At 67.2% G+C, this 14,233-nt stretch carries 13 protein-coding genes and 2 tRNA genes; 4 read left to right on the top strand and 11 right to left on the bottom strand.

Annotation, left to right across the window (positions count from 1 at the left end):
- Positions 1-39 precede the first annotated feature (39 nt).
- On the bottom strand, positions 40-414 hold the full coding sequence (locus tag AC1PK7_RS12275; RefSeq protein ID WP_481098313.1) for a hypothetical protein: 375 nt from the start codon (positions 412-414) through the stop codon (positions 40-42).
- 1,329 nt (positions 415-1,743) lie between these two features.
- Here AC1PK7_RS12275 and AC1PK7_RS12270 point away from each other — a divergent pair.
- Positions 1,744-2,205: a hypothetical protein gene (locus AC1PK7_RS12270; protein WP_481098312.1), complete on the top strand. Its 462-nt coding sequence runs from the start codon at positions 1,744-1,746 to the stop codon at positions 2,203-2,205.
- Between the two features lie 188 nt (positions 2,206-2,393).
- Here the strand turns inward: AC1PK7_RS12270 and AC1PK7_RS12265 are convergent, their stop codons facing one another.
- From AC1PK7_RS12265 to AC1PK7_RS12245, 5 genes are all read right to left on the bottom strand, one after another.
- Positions 2,394-3,053 (bottom strand): hypothetical protein, encoded by a 660-nt coding sequence (locus tag AC1PK7_RS12265; protein ID WP_481098311.1) that lies wholly within the window; start codon positions 3,051-3,053, stop codon positions 2,394-2,396.
- A 468-nt stretch (positions 3,054-3,521) separates the two neighbouring features.
- Positions 3,522-3,692 (bottom strand): CsbD family protein, encoded by a 171-nt coding sequence (locus tag AC1PK7_RS12260; RefSeq protein ID WP_017914264.1) that lies wholly within the window; start codon positions 3,690-3,692, stop codon positions 3,522-3,524.
- 285 nt (positions 3,693-3,977) lie between these two features.
- Complete coding sequence (locus AC1PK7_RS12255; protein WP_481100890.1) at positions 3,978-4,529, bottom strand: CPBP family intramembrane glutamic endopeptidase; 552 nt, start codon at positions 4,527-4,529, stop codon at positions 3,978-3,980.
- A 342-nt stretch (positions 4,530-4,871) separates the two neighbouring features.
- Positions 4,872-7,007, bottom strand: coding sequence for a glycogen debranching protein GlgX (gene glgX / locus AC1PK7_RS12250; protein ID WP_481098310.1), 2,136 nt, complete (start codon positions 7,005-7,007; stop codon positions 4,872-4,874).
- 218 nt (positions 7,008-7,225) lie between these two features.
- A complete protein-coding gene (locus AC1PK7_RS12245) occupies positions 7,226-7,927 on the bottom strand; it encodes a pirin family protein (RefSeq protein WP_010343924.1) in 702 nt (233 codons plus the stop codon).
- A gap of 148 nt (positions 7,928-8,075) precedes the next feature.
- Here AC1PK7_RS12245 and AC1PK7_RS12240 point away from each other — a divergent pair, with 148 nt between their 5' ends.
- The 3 genes from AC1PK7_RS12240 (at position 8,076) to AC1PK7_RS12230 (ending at position 11,282) form a co-directional block, all read left to right on the top strand.
- Entirely contained in the window at positions 8,076-9,011 is a 936-nt protein-coding gene (locus tag AC1PK7_RS12240; RefSeq protein WP_010343923.1) for a LysR substrate-binding domain-containing protein, read from the top strand.
- A 140-nt stretch (positions 9,012-9,151) separates the two neighbouring features.
- Complete coding sequence (locus tag AC1PK7_RS12235; protein WP_481098309.1) at positions 9,152-10,141, top strand: DedA family protein/thiosulfate sulfurtransferase GlpE; 990 nt, start codon at positions 9,152-9,154, stop codon at positions 10,139-10,141.
- A gap of 346 nt (positions 10,142-10,487) precedes the next feature.
- A complete protein-coding gene (locus tag AC1PK7_RS12230) occupies positions 10,488-11,282 on the top strand; it encodes an SDR family NAD(P)-dependent oxidoreductase (RefSeq protein ID WP_481098308.1) in 795 nt (264 codons plus the stop codon).
- 130 nt (positions 11,283-11,412) lie between these two features.
- On the opposite strand, the gene AC1PK7_RS12225 is transcribed toward AC1PK7_RS12230, so the two are convergent.
- From AC1PK7_RS12225 to AC1PK7_RS12205, 5 genes are all read right to left on the bottom strand, one after another.
- Positions 11,413-11,489 (bottom strand) — tRNA-Arg (locus AC1PK7_RS12225).
- A 170-nt stretch (positions 11,490-11,659) separates the two neighbouring features.
- Positions 11,660-11,736 (bottom strand) — tRNA-Arg (locus AC1PK7_RS12220).
- A 62-nt stretch (positions 11,737-11,798) separates the two neighbouring features.
- The gene (locus tag AC1PK7_RS12215) at positions 11,799-12,668 is read right to left on the bottom strand and encodes an alpha/beta hydrolase family protein (RefSeq protein ID WP_481098307.1); all 870 of its coding nucleotides are present in this window, start codon (positions 12,666-12,668) and stop codon (positions 11,799-11,801) included.
- A complete protein-coding gene (gene thiD / locus AC1PK7_RS12210) occupies positions 12,665-13,474 on the bottom strand; it encodes a bifunctional hydroxymethylpyrimidine kinase/phosphomethylpyrimidine kinase (RefSeq protein WP_481098306.1) in 810 nt (269 codons plus the stop codon). Before thiD ends, AC1PK7_RS12215 begins: the two co-directional genes overlap by 4 nt.
- Positions 13,475-13,521: 47 nt before the next feature.
- Entirely contained in the window at positions 13,522-14,190 is a 669-nt protein-coding gene (locus AC1PK7_RS12205) for a YoaK family protein (protein ID WP_010343917.1), read from the bottom strand.
- Between the last annotated feature and the right edge of the window lie 43 nt (positions 14,191-14,233).

Below are 14,233 nucleotides of genomic sequence, written 5' to 3'. Positions count from 1 at the left end.
GCTTGCGGGGCACTTTGTTGTTGGGGCGGCGATGGCGGATCAGTGGAGCGTCGGCTTCTTCCTGTTTGCCACCGGGTCGGGAGCCGCTTTGCGTCGGCGGTTCTTGCGCCACTCTTCGACGGACGGGATATCGCGCACCACGACCGCCTCCCGGGTGCGGATCTCTTGCTGGCGCGGCGCTTGAGGTGGGGAGGAGGACGCTGGTGGTGGCAGCGTCGGGGCCGGCGTGGGTGGGACGTAGTCCTGCGCCGGCGGCGCAGAGGAGCCGCCGCGGTATTGGCGCAGCATTTCCGTGGCCACCTCCAGGGCGTGCCGGATGTCGTCGACACGATCCGGCAAGCGGCAGTGCCGCTCTTGGCAAAGAAGGCCGCTGACGAGACGGCTGGCGATTTGAAGCGTGAGTTCGGACTGCATGGATGCTCCTTGGAGCCTGTGGAAGGAGCTTTCATCCAAACACCAAGTTGCAAACCCGCAAGTGCAAATTTCAGAGCTATTTCACAAATATAAATAGGCGCTGCAAAGTTGGCTTTCTCATGTCTGAAGACACCTAGAAGGAGTCAATGGACAGCCAACGATCAGCAATCGCCAGGCGTCCTGCTGCTGAGAGTGCGCTCCTCATCTCGCTCCGTGGGCGGCCGCGCATCGGTCGTCGCACAGCGAGCGGAATGGGCCGCAGGGGATCCACATTGCGTGCTGCCTCGGCTACGATCCCCAGGGCAGGACCATCCCTTGGGCACTATTTGCGGGTGTCCAGGTGGGAAAAGACGATTGGCATCAATGGGTTAGAGGACTCTGAATTGTGTCCCTCTCACTCCGCCAGTGTCAAAGAAACGCCCGCAAATCAACGATTTGTGGGCGTTTTTCTTTTTCCCGAGCTTGGACACTCGCTTGGACACTTCCATGCGAGTAGCGCACTCCCTCACGCGCGGCGAGACCGGCCACTACGACGTTCGTTTGCGCGTTCCTGCTGACCTGTTAGGCACAGTTCGAACGCACGGTCTTCAATGCAGCACTGAAGTGACGTGTGATGCGCCGTGCTGCTGCAGCGTCATGCTCGCCTCTGCGCGTCAGCATGGTGGCACGTGAGCGCTGACGTGCCTTGCAGGAGTTCGAGCAGACGGTATCGCGCATGTCTGTGCTCAAGGAGCCGGTGACGAGCACAGCGCCCTTGACGTGTTATATGACGAAGCTCGGGGCCTGTCGCTGCGTTCAAGCTTTCCCGTGGGTATTTGCCGTGGACCGTGGAAGATGAAGGCGAGGGCGATCGCTGCCACGCAATGTCATCAATCGCGCAGAGCCAAATCCTGTTCAGGCAGCGCAGCCAGCGCGCCCTGAAGCGCAGCCCATCCTGCCGGTATCGATCGACCGTCTCTCCGCGGTGTGCCCGTGTCGATGATGGTCGTGAGTCAGGTCGCGCTACTGCGTTTGCTTTCCGAGTTCGTCTGGACACGCGCGATGACGGTGGCCACGTGTGGATTGCACTGCTGCTTCATGTCGTTTCCCCGCGACGCATTGGCGCTGCTCATCTTCCGCCCGTCGCGTGCCGCGGTTGCAGACTTCGCTCAGCAACGGTTGACGCGACGCCTCATTGGGTCGAAGCGCTTGAGCATGCAGGCCGGAAGCCCAGGATGTCATTGAGGCGCAGGGGAGAATGGCGATCCATCGATTGATTCCCATGCCTTGTCACGAAAGAATGTGCGCCGTCGCTGGATCGCGACGTTTCCTTCTTGCTCTGGTATCGAGATGCAGTCACACAAGATCCGCTTCATCATCATCGCGTTGCTTTGCCTTGGCGTCACGGTCGCCAGCGCCGTCACGTTTTTCAGCAGGCCTTCGGCGGTGCCGACCCATTTGGCTGAAGCCGATGGGACCGTCGAAAAGGTCGACGCAACGCAGAGAAAGGGACGGCTTCAAAGCGTGAACTTCACGCTTGCGCCCGCCGGCGATGCATTCGAGTACTCCAGTGTGCTGCCTGGCATCGATGCGGTGTGGGGGCGTCTCAAGGTGAGGTCGCCGGTTCACGTCACTTTCGACGATGCGGACGGCAAGCGATCCATCTGGGGTCTGCGCTTGGGCGATGACGTGGTCCTTACGCCTGAGCAGGCGCTCCAGGCGCGGCGCAACAATGGCCAGGTTGGTGCCCTGATCGGACTGATCGCCTTGCTTGGAGCGGGATACTTTCTGCACCGTGCTCGCAAGGCGTAGCCAAGCAGCCTGACAGGCTCGGCGCGCATCGGCCCGCCGCCGAGTCTGGATCTGCCAACAAGAAAGGCCGGGTAGACCAGTGTTCCTCGGCAATAAGCGCGTTTGGCTGCGTTTCTGTTCCAGCGAGCACCGGAGGCGGCCGCCTGACGCCCGAAATGGCGTTGGTGGCGCTTTGCCTAGCGCTGTCTTCAGCTGTCCGTGTCGAGGGTCATCATGATGTGGATGATTCTTCCATGTTCGAGCTGAAAAGAGAGGCGCTTGTTCCTGGCCTGATAATAGCGCCAGTGCTGGCCATCGCTGTCATCCGGAGTGCCTTGGCCATAGGCGTTGATCAGCGCATTCTGTGTGTCCCCGATCGTGACGCCTCTGGCCGTTTTGATCGTGGATGCATTGATGGTGATCTGCGCAATGACGTAGCTGTCGATGTCGCGTTGTTCTTTTTGCCAGGATAGGTTTGCCGTATAGATGTCAAATCCGGCATATCGGTGCTGGTCGTACCTGTAGCTGGTATCCGCGGCGGGCACATCCCCTACAAAGCGCTCGCTGATCTGGGTGCCTGCCTGCTTCCTGGTCTGTTCGCTCCAGCTTTCACCGAGGGCGAAAGCGTGTGTGTCGATTGCCACGGTGAAGTCGTTTTCGGTCATTTCGACAGGTGCTGCGCGAACTGCTGCCGCAGCCGTCATCTCGGCCTGGGCGGCAGGAAGCAGCAGGAAGAGCAATAGCGCTGCTCTCTGGTGGAGGTGATCATGTGCATCGATGCTTTGATTGGGGCGCAATGTCGCGGGTGTGTTCGTGGTCGTCGGCTGTGCACATTCGCGGGCTGGTGGATCACGAAGTGCATTGCGCATCGGAGAGTTTGTCCCGATGCCGGCGCAACGTGAGCGCCAGGACGGTGGGACGCATGGAGTATGCCGTCGCTTCCGGACTGCCATGCGCCAAGCGACGTCAGGGGGGGCGCCTTCTCAACAGCTTCCGCGGCGATCTGATCAGGCGTGTGGTGGATCGCTTTCGAATCCATGCGAGTCCGCTGTGAGCGGCGCACCGTGTCGTTTGGATGCCCCTACGAACGCTGTTTCGGCAAGCCACTTCGGGGCGTGTCGCGTTGGATCGCCTTGGCGTCGCTGACTGGCGTCGTGGCAGCGTGTTGAACGCTGCACCGCGTTTCCTGCTCCATTCCATCAACCGACCATTGCAGATGCCATTGTGTATCCTCTGGCTCTGGCGCCTCCGGCGAATCGATAGCGAGTCGACGCGGTGCAAGCCGCTCGCAACAGCTCCCCAGCCATTGGCGGCAGGGGAGCACGAGAACCTGGAACTCAGCCGCGCGCGTGGTCGCGCGCCTTGCCCACTTCGCTCTGTACCTTGCCGGCGTTCTTCTGCATCTTGCCTTCGACTTCCTTCAGCTTGTTGCCGGTGACCTTGCCGGCGACTTCCTTGATGGTGCCCTTGATCTGGTTCTTGGCGCCTTCGGTGCGATTCTTGTCCATCGTTGACTCCGCAGTAGGGATGCCCTCAAGTGGGCATCGCCAAACTGCGCGCAGGCCGGTGGCGTGAAAGTGAAAATTGCACGGACGTGCGCTCGATCATTTAGGTAGCGGACGGGTTGGATGCCGAAGCCTGTAGCGGCGATCGCGCGCCCCGTTCGGGCTGGGCGCGCTTGGTGCTTTCAGCGGGAACACGAGCACCGCGACATGTCCTTCGTCTGTCTGCTGGCGGCGACGGCGTGGTCCGCATAGGTGTGCCGAGTGGCGACCCTCGACTGCGCTGCGTGCTCAGTACCAGCCCAGATACAGGGTAGTCACGCCCCAGGTGTCGATCAGGCCATGCGCGAGGATCATCGCCCACAGGTTGCGTCTGGAGCGCAGATAGGCATAGCCGAACATCGTGCCGACCACGCCGGTCAGCAGGATGCCGGAGGTGCCTTGCGCGGCGTGCATCAGGCCGAACACCACGCCGCCGACCAGTGCGGCGATCCAGCGGCCGCCGCGCAGACGGCCCAGCAGCGCATCGAGCTGGTGCATGAGGAAGGCGCGGAACACCAGTTCTTCGCCGAGCGCCGCGCTCAGCCACGCCGCGCCGATCAGATGGGTCGTCGCCTGGACGTTGCCCTTGAGCGCGCCGTAGGCGCTGTAGTCGGTCTTGTGCCCGGTGATGGTGTCGATCAGCGGTTGCAGCACCGGCGTGATGAAGCCCACGGTCAACAGCACCAGCAGCGCGGTCCAGCCGATCACCGACGCCAGGCGAGGGCGCGCCACGCCGCACGCGAGGGAGGAGCGCGTTTCGATCCACACCACGGAGAGACCGAGCAGGCCGACCACGGGCATGCGCCACGGAAACGGGAGCCACGCATAGGACGCCAGCGCGAGGATCGCGGCGCTCAGCGCGATGCGCAGCAGCGGGTGGCGCATGAACGAGGTGTTGGACGTGGCGTGGGTGTTGTCTTGCGCGGAGTGCTGCATGCCTGACCTGGAAGGAAGCGGGCACTCAGCCTAGCGAGCCTGCGCCATCGAGCACTGTGCCAAAGGCCATGTAGACCAATGCAATGCGGCGAGCCGTAGGGAACATGCAGATGCCAGCATCGTGCGCGTCGCCAGCGGCAAGCGCTGGCGACGCAATGCAGGCGCGGACGCGTCAGCCCGCGTGCAATCCGAAGCGACGTGTGGCGACTAAGCGCCCGCCGTCTGGCACTCGAACACGCTGACGCTGCGCGGCGGCGCCAGGAACTCGCTGGCACCGGCCGGCATGCTGTCGACCTGCAGCGCATCGTCGGTGGACAGCACCAGCTTCCAGTGCAATTCCTCTTCCGAGGACGGCAGCACGAAGCTCACGCCCTCGTGGTAGGCATTGATGACGATCAGCAGAGTATGGTCGTTAGCCAGTTCCTTGACGCCGGAGGTCTGCGCCTTGCCTTCCAGCAACAGCCCGACCGAGCGTGCGCCGGCATCGGTCCAGTGCGCATCGTCCATCTCGGTGCCACCCGGGTTGAGCCAGGTGAGGTCGCGTACGCCGGCTTCCTCGTTGTACTGGCCGTTGAGGAACCGCCCGCGGGTCAGGATCGGGTAGCGCTGGCGCAGCGCGCTCAGCGCCTTGACGAAGGCGGTGAGGCGGCCTTCGGTGGGGTCGCGCTCCCAGTCGATCCAGGTGATCTCGTTGTCCTGGCAGTAGGTGTTGTTGTTGCCGCCCTGGGTCTGCGCGCGCTCGTCGCCGGCCAGCAGCATCGGCGTGCCCTGCGACAGCAGCAGTGTCGCCAGCAGGTTCTTCATCTGCCGCTCGCGCAACTGCAGGATGCCGGCGTCGTCGGTCTCGCCTTCGACACCGTAGTTGCAGGAGCTGTCGTGGTCGGAGCCGTCGCGGTTGTCCTCGCCATTGGCGTCGTTGTGCTTGCCGTTGTAGCTGACCAGGTCGTGCAGGGTGAAGCCGTCGTGCGCGGTGATGAAGTTCACCGAGGCCCACGGCCGGCGCCCGCGCCGGTCGAACAGGTCGGCCGAGCCGGTGAAGCGGGTGGCGAACTCAGCGAGCTTGCCCTCGTCGCCCTTCCAGAACGCGCGGGCGTTGTCGCGGAACTTGTCGTTCCACTCCGACCAGCCCGGCGGGAAGTGGCCGACCTGGTAGCCGCCGGGGCCGCAGTCCCAGGGTTCGGCGATCAGCTTGACCTGCGACAGCAGCGGATCCTGGTTGCAGGCGTCGAGGAAGCCGCCGCGCTGGTCGAAGCCGGTCGGCTCGCGGCCGAGGATGGTGGCCAGGTCGAAACGGAAACCGTCCACGTGCATCTCGCCGGCCCAGTAGCGCAGCGAATCGTTGACGAACTGGATCACCCGCGAGTTGCTCAGGTTGAGCGTGTTGCCGGTGCCGGTGTCGTTGATGTAGTAGCGCTTGTCCTCGGCCAGGCGGTAGTAGCTGGCGTTGTCGATGCCGCGGAAGGAGAGGGTGGGGCCCAGTTCGCTGCCTTCGGCGGTGTGGTTGTAGACGACGTCCAGGATGACCTCCAGGCCCTGGCGATGCATGGCCTTGACCATGTCGCGGAACTCGTCGCGATGGCCGCTGGCCAGGTAGCGCGACTTGATCGCGAAGAAGCCGAGCGTGTTGTAGCCCCAGTAGTTGCGCAGATCCTTGTCGAGCAGATGCTGGTCGTCGAGGTAGGCGTGCACGGGCAGCAGTTCCACTGCGCTGACACCCAATTCCTTGATGTAGCGTAGCACCGGTTCCTGGGCCAGGCCGGCGCAGGTGCCGCGCAGTTCCTCCGGCACCTGCGGGTGGCGCATGGTGTAGCCGCGCACGTGGGTCTCGTAGACCAGGGTCTGGCTCCACGGGGTGAGCAGGCGCTGGTCGTCCTCCCAGTCATAGGTGTCCTCGACCACCACGCACTTGGGCATGAACGGTGCGCTGTCGCGCTCGTCGAAGCTCAGGTCGCCGTCCGCATGGCCGACGGTGTAGCCGTACAGCTCGTCGGCCCAGATCAGGTCGCCTTCGAGCTCGCGCGCATAGGGATCGAGCAGCAGTTTGTTGGGATTGAAGCGGTGACCTTCGCTGGGCGCATAGGGGCCGTGCACGCGATAGCCATAGCGCTGGCCCGGCTTCACGTCGGGCAGGTAGCCGTGCCAGATTTCGTTGGTGTATTCGGGCAGGTCCAGTCGGGTCTCGGTCCCGTCTTCGTCGAACAGGCACAGCTCCACGCGGGCAGCGTGCGCCGAAAACAGCGCGAAGTTGGTGCCCTGGCCGTCGAAGACGGCGCCGCGGGGAAAGGGACGCCCCTCGCGGATGCGCGAAGGGGTGGCATAGGCGGCACTGGTCGGATGGCGCATCGGGCTCTCGGCCGGCACGCCGGCAGTAGGGGAGGGAGAGCGGAAGCATTGCCGTGGACACCGTGCAGGACGCGTTACGGGATGCCGAGGGTGGCGTGAGGGCCCGGTGGAAGCGAGCGGGCGGCCGACGCAACGACGCCGTGGCGCCGCTGCGCGGGTCGCGATCGCGACCGTCGCGGCCCGGTCCGATGGTCCCGGGCGCGACTGGCCTGCAGCGCTCAGCGCGGCAGGTCGAACAGCAGGAACTCGCTGTCCTGGGCATCGGCGAACTGCAGGCTGGCCTCGTCGATCGCCTGGACCGCGTCGCCGGCCTGCAGGGTCTGGCCGTTGACGCTAAGCGTGCCGCGCACCACCTGCACATAGGCGCCGCGCCCGGCCGCCAGCGGGTAGTCCAGGCGCGCATCGCCGTCGAGGATGGAGGCGTAGATGCGCGCGTCCTGATGGATGCGCACCGCGCCGTCCTCGCCCTGCGGGGCCGCGATCAGCCGCAGCTGGCCGCGCTTGCTGTCCGGGGCGAAGTGCTTCTCCTCGTAACCGGGATCGATCCCGGCGCGCTCGGGCATCACCCAGATCTGCAGGAAGTGCACCGGCTCGCTGGCGGAGTGGTTGAACTCGCTGTGGGTGACCCCGGAGCCGGCGCTCATGCGCTGCACGTCGCCGTAGCGCAGCACCGAGCCGTTGCCCATGCTGTCCTTGTGCTCCAGCGCGCCTTCGACCACATAGGACAGGATCTCCATGTCGCGATGGGCGTGGGTGCCGAAGCCCTGGCCGGGCTGCACGCGGTCCTCGTTGATCACCCGCAGCGGCCCGAAGCCCATGTGGCGCGGGTCGTGGTAATGGCCGAAGGAGAAGGTGTGGCGCGAGGACAGCCAGCCGTGTTCGGCGCGGCCACGGGTATTGGCGGGGCGGATCTGCAGCATGGGAGGCTCCTTGGTGGCGTTGATGTGCAAGTGGATCGAAAGCACCCGGCTTGTTGATTCGCGTGCGCTTCGGCTTGGAAACAAGTATCGGCGCTGTCGCCGGGTTTGAAAAACGGATAGATTCGGCATTCATCATCGAAAAATTCGAATGCTCAAGCTCAGCCTCGATGCCCTGCAGATCCTCGACGCGATCGACCGTCGCGGCTCGTTCTCGGCCGCCGGAAAGGCGCTGCACAAGGTGCCGTCGACCATCTCCTACACCGTCGCCAAGCTCGAGGAGGACCTGGGCGTGCAACTGTTCGAGCGGATCGGGCCGAAGGCGGTGCCGACCGCCGCGGGGGCCGAACTGCTGCGCGAAGGCCGTCACCTGCTGCGCGCCGCTGGCGACCTGGAACTGCGCGTGCGCCGCGTAGCCTCCGGCTGGGAGACCGAGTTCGCGCTGGGCCTCGATGCGGTGTTCGCGCCGGAATGCCTGGCGCAGGACATGGCGGCGTTCTACGCGGTCGCCGATCGCACCCGGTTGCGGGTGGTGCAGGAATCATTGTCCGGCACCTGGGAGGCGTTGCTTGACCGGCGGGTGGATCTGCTGGTCGGGGCCGCCGGCGAAGGGCCCAGCGGCGGTGGCTACGTGACCGAGCCGCTGGGCACGTTGCCGTTCGTGTTCGCGGTCGCGCCCAGTCACCCGCTGGCGCAGGCGCCGGAACCGCTCAGCCGCAGCCAGTTGAGCGCGCATCGCGCGATCGCGGTGGCGGACTCGGCACGGCGGCTGCTGCCGCGCACGGTCGGGTTGCTGTTCGGCCAGGATGCGCTGACCGTGCCGGACATGCGCAGCAAGTATCGGCTGCAACTGGCCGGACTCGGCTTCGGCTTCCTGCCCGAGCCGTATGCGCGTGCCGCGCTGGCGCGTGGCACGCTGGTGCGCAAGGCCGTGGAGGAGCCGAAGCCGGACGAGGTGTTCCAGCTGGCCTGGCGCAGCGGCGAGGAGGGCGCGGCGCTGGCCTGGTGGCGCGCGCGCATGCGTCAGTCGGGCGTGTTCGCGGCATGGCTGGCGCAGATGGCGGCGCGGCTGGATGAGGGGGTGTGAGGCACGTCGGGACACCGGCGAGGCGTGCTGCAGGGCGACGATGGATGGGTCTGTTCCGCCGGTGATGCCCTGCTGCCCGCGCGCGCGGTGGGCGACGGGAGGATAATGCGCGGCATCTTCTTCTTTCCGCCCGCCACGCCATGCAGGACCTGATTGCGCGCTACGGACTCGGGCTGGTCTTCGTCAACGTCCTGGCCTTGTCGCTGGGCCTGCCGGTGCCGGCGCTGCCCACGTTGATCCTGGTCGGGGCGACCTATGCGCTGCTCGATGGCGCGGCGATGTGGAGTGCGCTGCTCGGCGCCTTGTCGGTGTCGATCGCGGCGAGCCTGGTCGGCGATCTGTTGTGGTTCGGTGCCGGCCGCCGTTACGGCAACCGCACCCTGCAGTCGCTGTGCAGGCTGTCCCTGTCGCGCGACACCTGCATGAAGCGCACCGAGCGCTTCTATGCGCGCTGGGGCGTGCGCGTGCTGGCGGTGGCCAAGTTCGTGCCGGGCCTGTCGATGGTGTCGGTGCCGATGGCCGGCGCGATGCGTGTGCGCCCGGTGGCCTTCCTGCGCTACGACGCGCTGGGCGCGGCCTTGTGGGCGGGCGGCGGGTTGTTGCTGGGCCTGTGCTTCGCCGACCAGGTGCAGGACTTGCTGGACTGGCTGAGCCTGCTCGGCAGGCGCGCGGCGCTGCTGCTGGGCGGCCTGCTGGCGCTGTACGTCGGCTACCGCGCCTGGCGCCGGCACTCGCTGCGCAAGGCGATGGAGATGCGGCGCATCGACGTCGACGAACTGCACGCGCTGCTGCAGGGCGAGGCGCCGCCGCTGCTGCTGGACATTCGCGCTCCCGGCTACCGTACGCTGGAGCCTTTCGCCATTCCTGGTGCGCTGGAAGTGGACGATCGCCAGGTCGATGCGCTCGTCGCGCGCTTGCCGCGCGATCGCAGGATCGTCATCTACTGCGCCTGCCCGAACGAGGTCTCGGCCGCGATCCTGGCCAAGCGCCTGCGCCAGCACGCGTTCGAGGACGTGCTGCCGCTGCGCGGTGGGCTGGATGCGTGGCGTGCGGCGGGCCATCCGCTGGTCGCGCTGGACGCTGCGGCTGCAGTGGCGCCGCCGCCGAAGGGCGACACGATCGCGGCGTGAGTCGCCGTGGCGGGAGCGTCATGCGTCCCGGCGACGTCACGACGCATACGCTTCCGCCGATGCCGGCAAGTGCGTCGTCCGTAGGCATGGGCGTGGTTGGGTAGGTAGGCAGGGGCGCGCGTCCCGCCCCAGCGCGCTCGATTCTTCCGCGTGCATTGCCCGCATCCCGCTGGCGTGGCGACGTCGAGCGGACGTCCTGCCTGGGTCGCGTTCACTTGCTTGCCGGCGGATGCGTCCATGATTCGGTCGATGACACCACCGGTCCGGCAAGCGCCTGTCCGCGGCGATCCCGCAAGGGCGGCGCCGAAGCGAATCCTCATCCTCACCCTGCTGCACGGAGACAGCCATGAACATCGATCTATCCGGGAAAATCGCCCTCGTCACCGGCTCCACCGCGGGCATCGGTTTTGGCATCGCCAAGGGCCTGGCCGCGGCGGGCGCCGAGGTCGCGCTGAACGGTCGCGACGAGGCCCGTACCGAGGCCGCCGTCGCGGCGCTCAAGCGCGACCTCCCGGCCGCCAGCGTGCGCGCCGTGGTGGGCGACGTGGCGACTGCAGCCGGCTGCGATGCGATCGTCGCCGCGCTCCCTGCGGTCGATATCCTGGTCAACAACGCCGGCATCTTCGGGATGCAGGACTTCTTCGAGACGCCCGACGCGGAATGGGAGCGCTTCCTGGCCGTCAACGTGATGTCCGGCGTGCGCCTGTCGCGCGCGTATCTGCCGGGGATGGCCGACAAGGGCTGGGGGCGCGTGCTCTTCGTCTCGTCGGAGTCCGGACTCAATATCCCGGTCGAGATGATTCACTATGGCGTGACCAAGACCGCCGATCTCGCCCTGTCGCGCGGCTTGGCCAAGCGCATGGCCGGCACCGGCGTCACCGTGAATGCGATCCTGCCGGGGCCGACGCTGACCGAAGGCGTCGCCGCCATGTTGTCCGAGCAGGTGGAGCAGTCCGGCAAGCCACTGGACGAGGTCGCCGCCGATTTCGTCAAGGCGCATCGCGCCAGCTCGATCATCCGCCGCGCCGCGACGGTGGAGGAGGTCGCCAATCTGTGCGTCTATGTCGCGTCGCCGCAGGCGTCCGCGACCACCGGTGCGGCGCTGCGCGTCGACGGCGGTGTGGTGGATACCATCGCCTGAGCTGGTGTGGCTTCGTCGGTCGCGCAGGCAAGGCCGGCGGCATGCATCGTTCGCCGCTGCGCGCGGCATGCAATCGCCGCCTCGCAGGCAAAAAAAACGACAAGCGCTGGCTTGTCGTTTTTGATCTGACTGGTGCGCCCGGAGAGATTCGAACTCCCGACCGCCTGGTTCGTAGCCAGGTACTCTATCCAACTGAGCTACGGGCGCGTCGTCAGGCGCGGGATTATTCACGAGTTGCGGCGATTCGTCTACACCTGCGTGTCGTGCGCATGACGCAAGCGGGCGACGATGCCGCTGCGCGCGGCCTGGTTGCGATCGCATCGCGGCGGCAGGGCAAAAAAAAACGACAAGCGGTGGCTTGTCGTTTTTCATCTGACTGGTGCGCCCGGAGAGATTCGAACTCCCGACCGCCTGGTTCGTAGCCAGGTACTCTATCCAACTGAGCTACGGGCGCGTCGTCAGGAGCGGAATTATGCGGGAGTCGATCTGGCCCGTCAATGCTCTTTCGGAAAAATTTCACCGATCCTCGCCCAGCAGCGCCGCGGCGACCGCGGCGGGCCGCTTCATCCAGGCGAAATGATCGGCGGCCGTGCCCAGCTGCGCGGCGTCCAGGCGATGGATGTGCGGTGCAGGCGACGCCAGCTTGTCCAGCAGGCCGCGCAGCGAACGCTCCGGCGCCAGCCAGTCGTCCTGCAGCACCACGCCGCGCACCGGCAGCGTCAGGTGCGCCAAGCGCGCTTCCAGGTCGGTGGCCAGCCCGGCCGCGGCGTAGCGGCCGCTGCGGCCCACGCGCGCCCAGTCGGCGATCAGGCCGCGCGCTTCGGTGCCGCCGAAGCCAAGGCGGCGACCGTGCAGCACGCCCTGCCGCTGTGCCAGCCATGGCAGCAGACGGTACGCCAGCGGCAGCAGATAGCCGCGCGGCGCGGGAAAACGGCGCCAGTACGGCGTGCCGCTGGCGACCAGCCACAGCGCGGCGAAGGCCTGCGGCTGCAGGCTGGCGTAGCAGCAGGCGAGCTGTCCGCCGAGGCTGTGGCCGCCGACGAGCAGCGGCGCTGCGATCCCATGCCCGGCGATCGCCGCCTGGCTGGCGGGCAGATCCAGTTGCAGCAGGGCGCGATAGCCCCAGTCGCATTGCCGCGACGGCCGCAGCGTGCTGCTGCCGTTGCCGCGCCATTCGTGCAGGAACACCGCGACGCCGTGCGCGGCCAGCGCTTCGGCGAACGGCAGGTAATGGCGCGCGGCCACGCCCAGCGCCGGCAGCCACAGCAGCGACTGCCGCGGCGCGTCGGGGACGCGCGCCAGCAAGGTCCAGCGATGGCCGTCGGCCGCGGCGACGGGCAGGGCGTGCTCGGTGATCGCGGACGCGCCGCTGGGGGCTGCACTCATGGGCCGCGCGCCGCGCCGAAGTGATCCAGCACCGCCACGTCGCTGCGGCCGGGCCGATAGCTGCCGCGCAGGGCGCGCGCCACGTAGTCGATCGCCGCTTCGCAGGCGGCCGGCAAGGCCAGGCCCTGGCACAGCTGTGCGGCGATCGCCGCGGCCAGGGTGCAACCGGTGCCGTGTGCGTCCAGCGCCAGTCGTGCGTGGCTGAACTCGCTGCGGCTGACGCCGTCGTCGTAGCGGTCGATCACCCGCTGGCCTTCCTGCAGATGACCGCCCTTGAGCAGCACCGCCTGTGCGCCGGCCTCGAGCAGCGCCGCGGTGGCGTGTTCGGCGTCGTCGGCGTTGTCGATCGGGCGGCCGAGCAGCAACTGCGCTTCCGGCACGTTCGGCGTCACCAGTGTCGCCAGCGGCAACAGGCGGCCGCGCAGCGCGTCCAGGGCGTCGTCCTGCAGCAGCTTGGCGCCGCTGGTGGCCACCATCACCGGGTCCAGCACCACCCACGGTGGGCGGTACTGCTCCAGCGCATCGGCGACCAGGTGGATCACCTCGGCGTTGGCGAGCATGCCGAGCTTGACCGCGGCGATGTCGAAGTCGGCGAAGCAGGCATCGATCTGCGCGCGCAGGAACGACAGCGGCGGCACATGTACCGCGGTGACGCCGCGGGTGTGCTGCGCGGTCAGCGCGGCGGCGGCCGCCAGCCCGTGCACGCGATGCGCGGCGAAGGTCTTGAGATCGGCCTGGATGCCGGCACCGCCGCCGGAATCGGTGCCGGCGATGCTCAGCGCGGAGACGACGGTGGGTTCGCTCATGCGCCGATTGTGCAGGGCTGACGTCGCTTATGCACTCGGCCGCGCCTTCAGCGTTCGCGGCTGCGGTAGTGCGCCTGCAGCGCGTATAGCGTGCCGACCGTGCCGGTCAGCAGGGCGGGGCCGAGCAGGGCGTCGAAGCCGACCTGCCGGTAGGCCCAGGCGCCGAGCACGCCGCCGCACAGGAAGCCGCCGATGATCAGCAGGCTGAGGCGGATGCGGCGGCGCGGCAGCGGCAGGCCGCGCAGCGCCTGGCCCAGGCCGATGCCCAGGTCGGTGAACATGCCGGTGAGATGGGTGGTGCGCACCACCGCGCCGCTGTAGACGGTGGTGGTGGCGTTCTGCAGGCCGCAGGCGATCGCGGCGAGTACCGCGCCGGCGAGTTGCTGCTGCTTGAACGCCTGCATCGCCGCCAGCAGCAGCAGCGCTTCCAGCGCCAGCGCCACGCCGTAGCGGCGGCCCAGGCGCAGGCGGCTGTCCTGCACGATGAAGCCGCCGAGCATCGATCCGCCGAGGAACGCCAGCACCACGCCGACCAGTTGCGCGATCGCGCGCGCGTCGCCGTCGGCCAGCGCGGCGCCGAGCAGGGTGGTGGTGCCGGTGAGGTGGGTGACCGCCTGGTGCTCGAAGCCGAGATAGCCGACCACGTTGACCATGCCGGCGACGGCGGCCAGCGCCCCGGCGAAGGCCCAGGCCCAGCGTGGCAGTTCCAGGTTCATGCCGCGCGCGAAGCAGCCGCGGCGCGACGGCCGAGGGATGCAG

It is taken from the genome of Xanthomonas sp. NCPPB 3174, from assembly GCF_056725205.1.
Note: the sequence above shows the minus strand (reverse complement) of the source record. Positions and strands in the feature narration are given on the sequence as shown.

What these genes read in the sequence shown, in the direction of transcription:
- AC1PK7_RS12275 (WP_481098313.1), bottom strand. Translation starts at nt 414, where the DNA reads ATGCAGTCCGAACTCACGCTTCAAATCGCCAGCCGTCTCGTCAGCGGC.
- AC1PK7_RS12270 (WP_481098312.1), top strand. Translation starts at nt 1,744, where the DNA reads ATGCAGTCACACAAGATCCGCTTCATCATCATCGCGTTGCTTTGCCTT.
- AC1PK7_RS12265 (WP_481098311.1), bottom strand. Translation starts at nt 3,053, where the DNA reads ATGCGCAATGCACTTCGTGATCCACCAGCCCGCGAATGTGCACAGCCG.
- AC1PK7_RS12260 (WP_017914264.1), bottom strand. Translation starts at nt 3,692, where the DNA reads ATGGACAAGAATCGCACCGAAGGCGCCAAGAACCAGATCAAGGGCACC.
- AC1PK7_RS12255 (WP_481100890.1), bottom strand. Translation starts at nt 4,529, where the DNA reads ATGCCCGTGGTCGGCCTGCTCGGTCTCTCCGTGGTGTGGATCGAAACG.
- glgX (WP_481098310.1), bottom strand. Translation starts at nt 7,007, where the DNA reads ATGCGCCATCCGACCAGTGCCGCCTATGCCACCCCTTCGCGCATCCGC.
- AC1PK7_RS12245 (WP_010343924.1), bottom strand. Translation starts at nt 7,927, where the DNA reads ATGCTGCAGATCCGCCCCGCCAATACCCGTGGCCGCGCCGAACACGGC.
- AC1PK7_RS12240 (WP_010343923.1), top strand. Translation starts at nt 8,076, where the DNA reads ATGCTCAAGCTCAGCCTCGATGCCCTGCAGATCCTCGACGCGATCGAC.
- AC1PK7_RS12235 (WP_481098309.1), top strand. Translation starts at nt 9,152, where the DNA reads ATGCAGGACCTGATTGCGCGCTACGGACTCGGGCTGGTCTTCGTCAAC.
- AC1PK7_RS12230 (WP_481098308.1), top strand. Translation starts at nt 10,488, where the DNA reads ATGAACATCGATCTATCCGGGAAAATCGCCCTCGTCACCGGCTCCACC.
- AC1PK7_RS12215 (WP_481098307.1), bottom strand. Translation starts at nt 12,668, where the DNA reads ATGAGTGCAGCCCCCAGCGGCGCGTCCGCGATCACCGAGCACGCCCTG.
- thiD (WP_481098306.1), bottom strand. Translation starts at nt 13,474, where the DNA reads ATGAGCGAACCCACCGTCGTCTCCGCGCTGAGCATCGCCGGCACCGAT.
- AC1PK7_RS12205 (WP_010343917.1), bottom strand. Translation starts at nt 14,190, where the DNA reads ATGAACCTGGAACTGCCACGCTGGGCCTGGGCCTTCGCCGGGGCGCTG.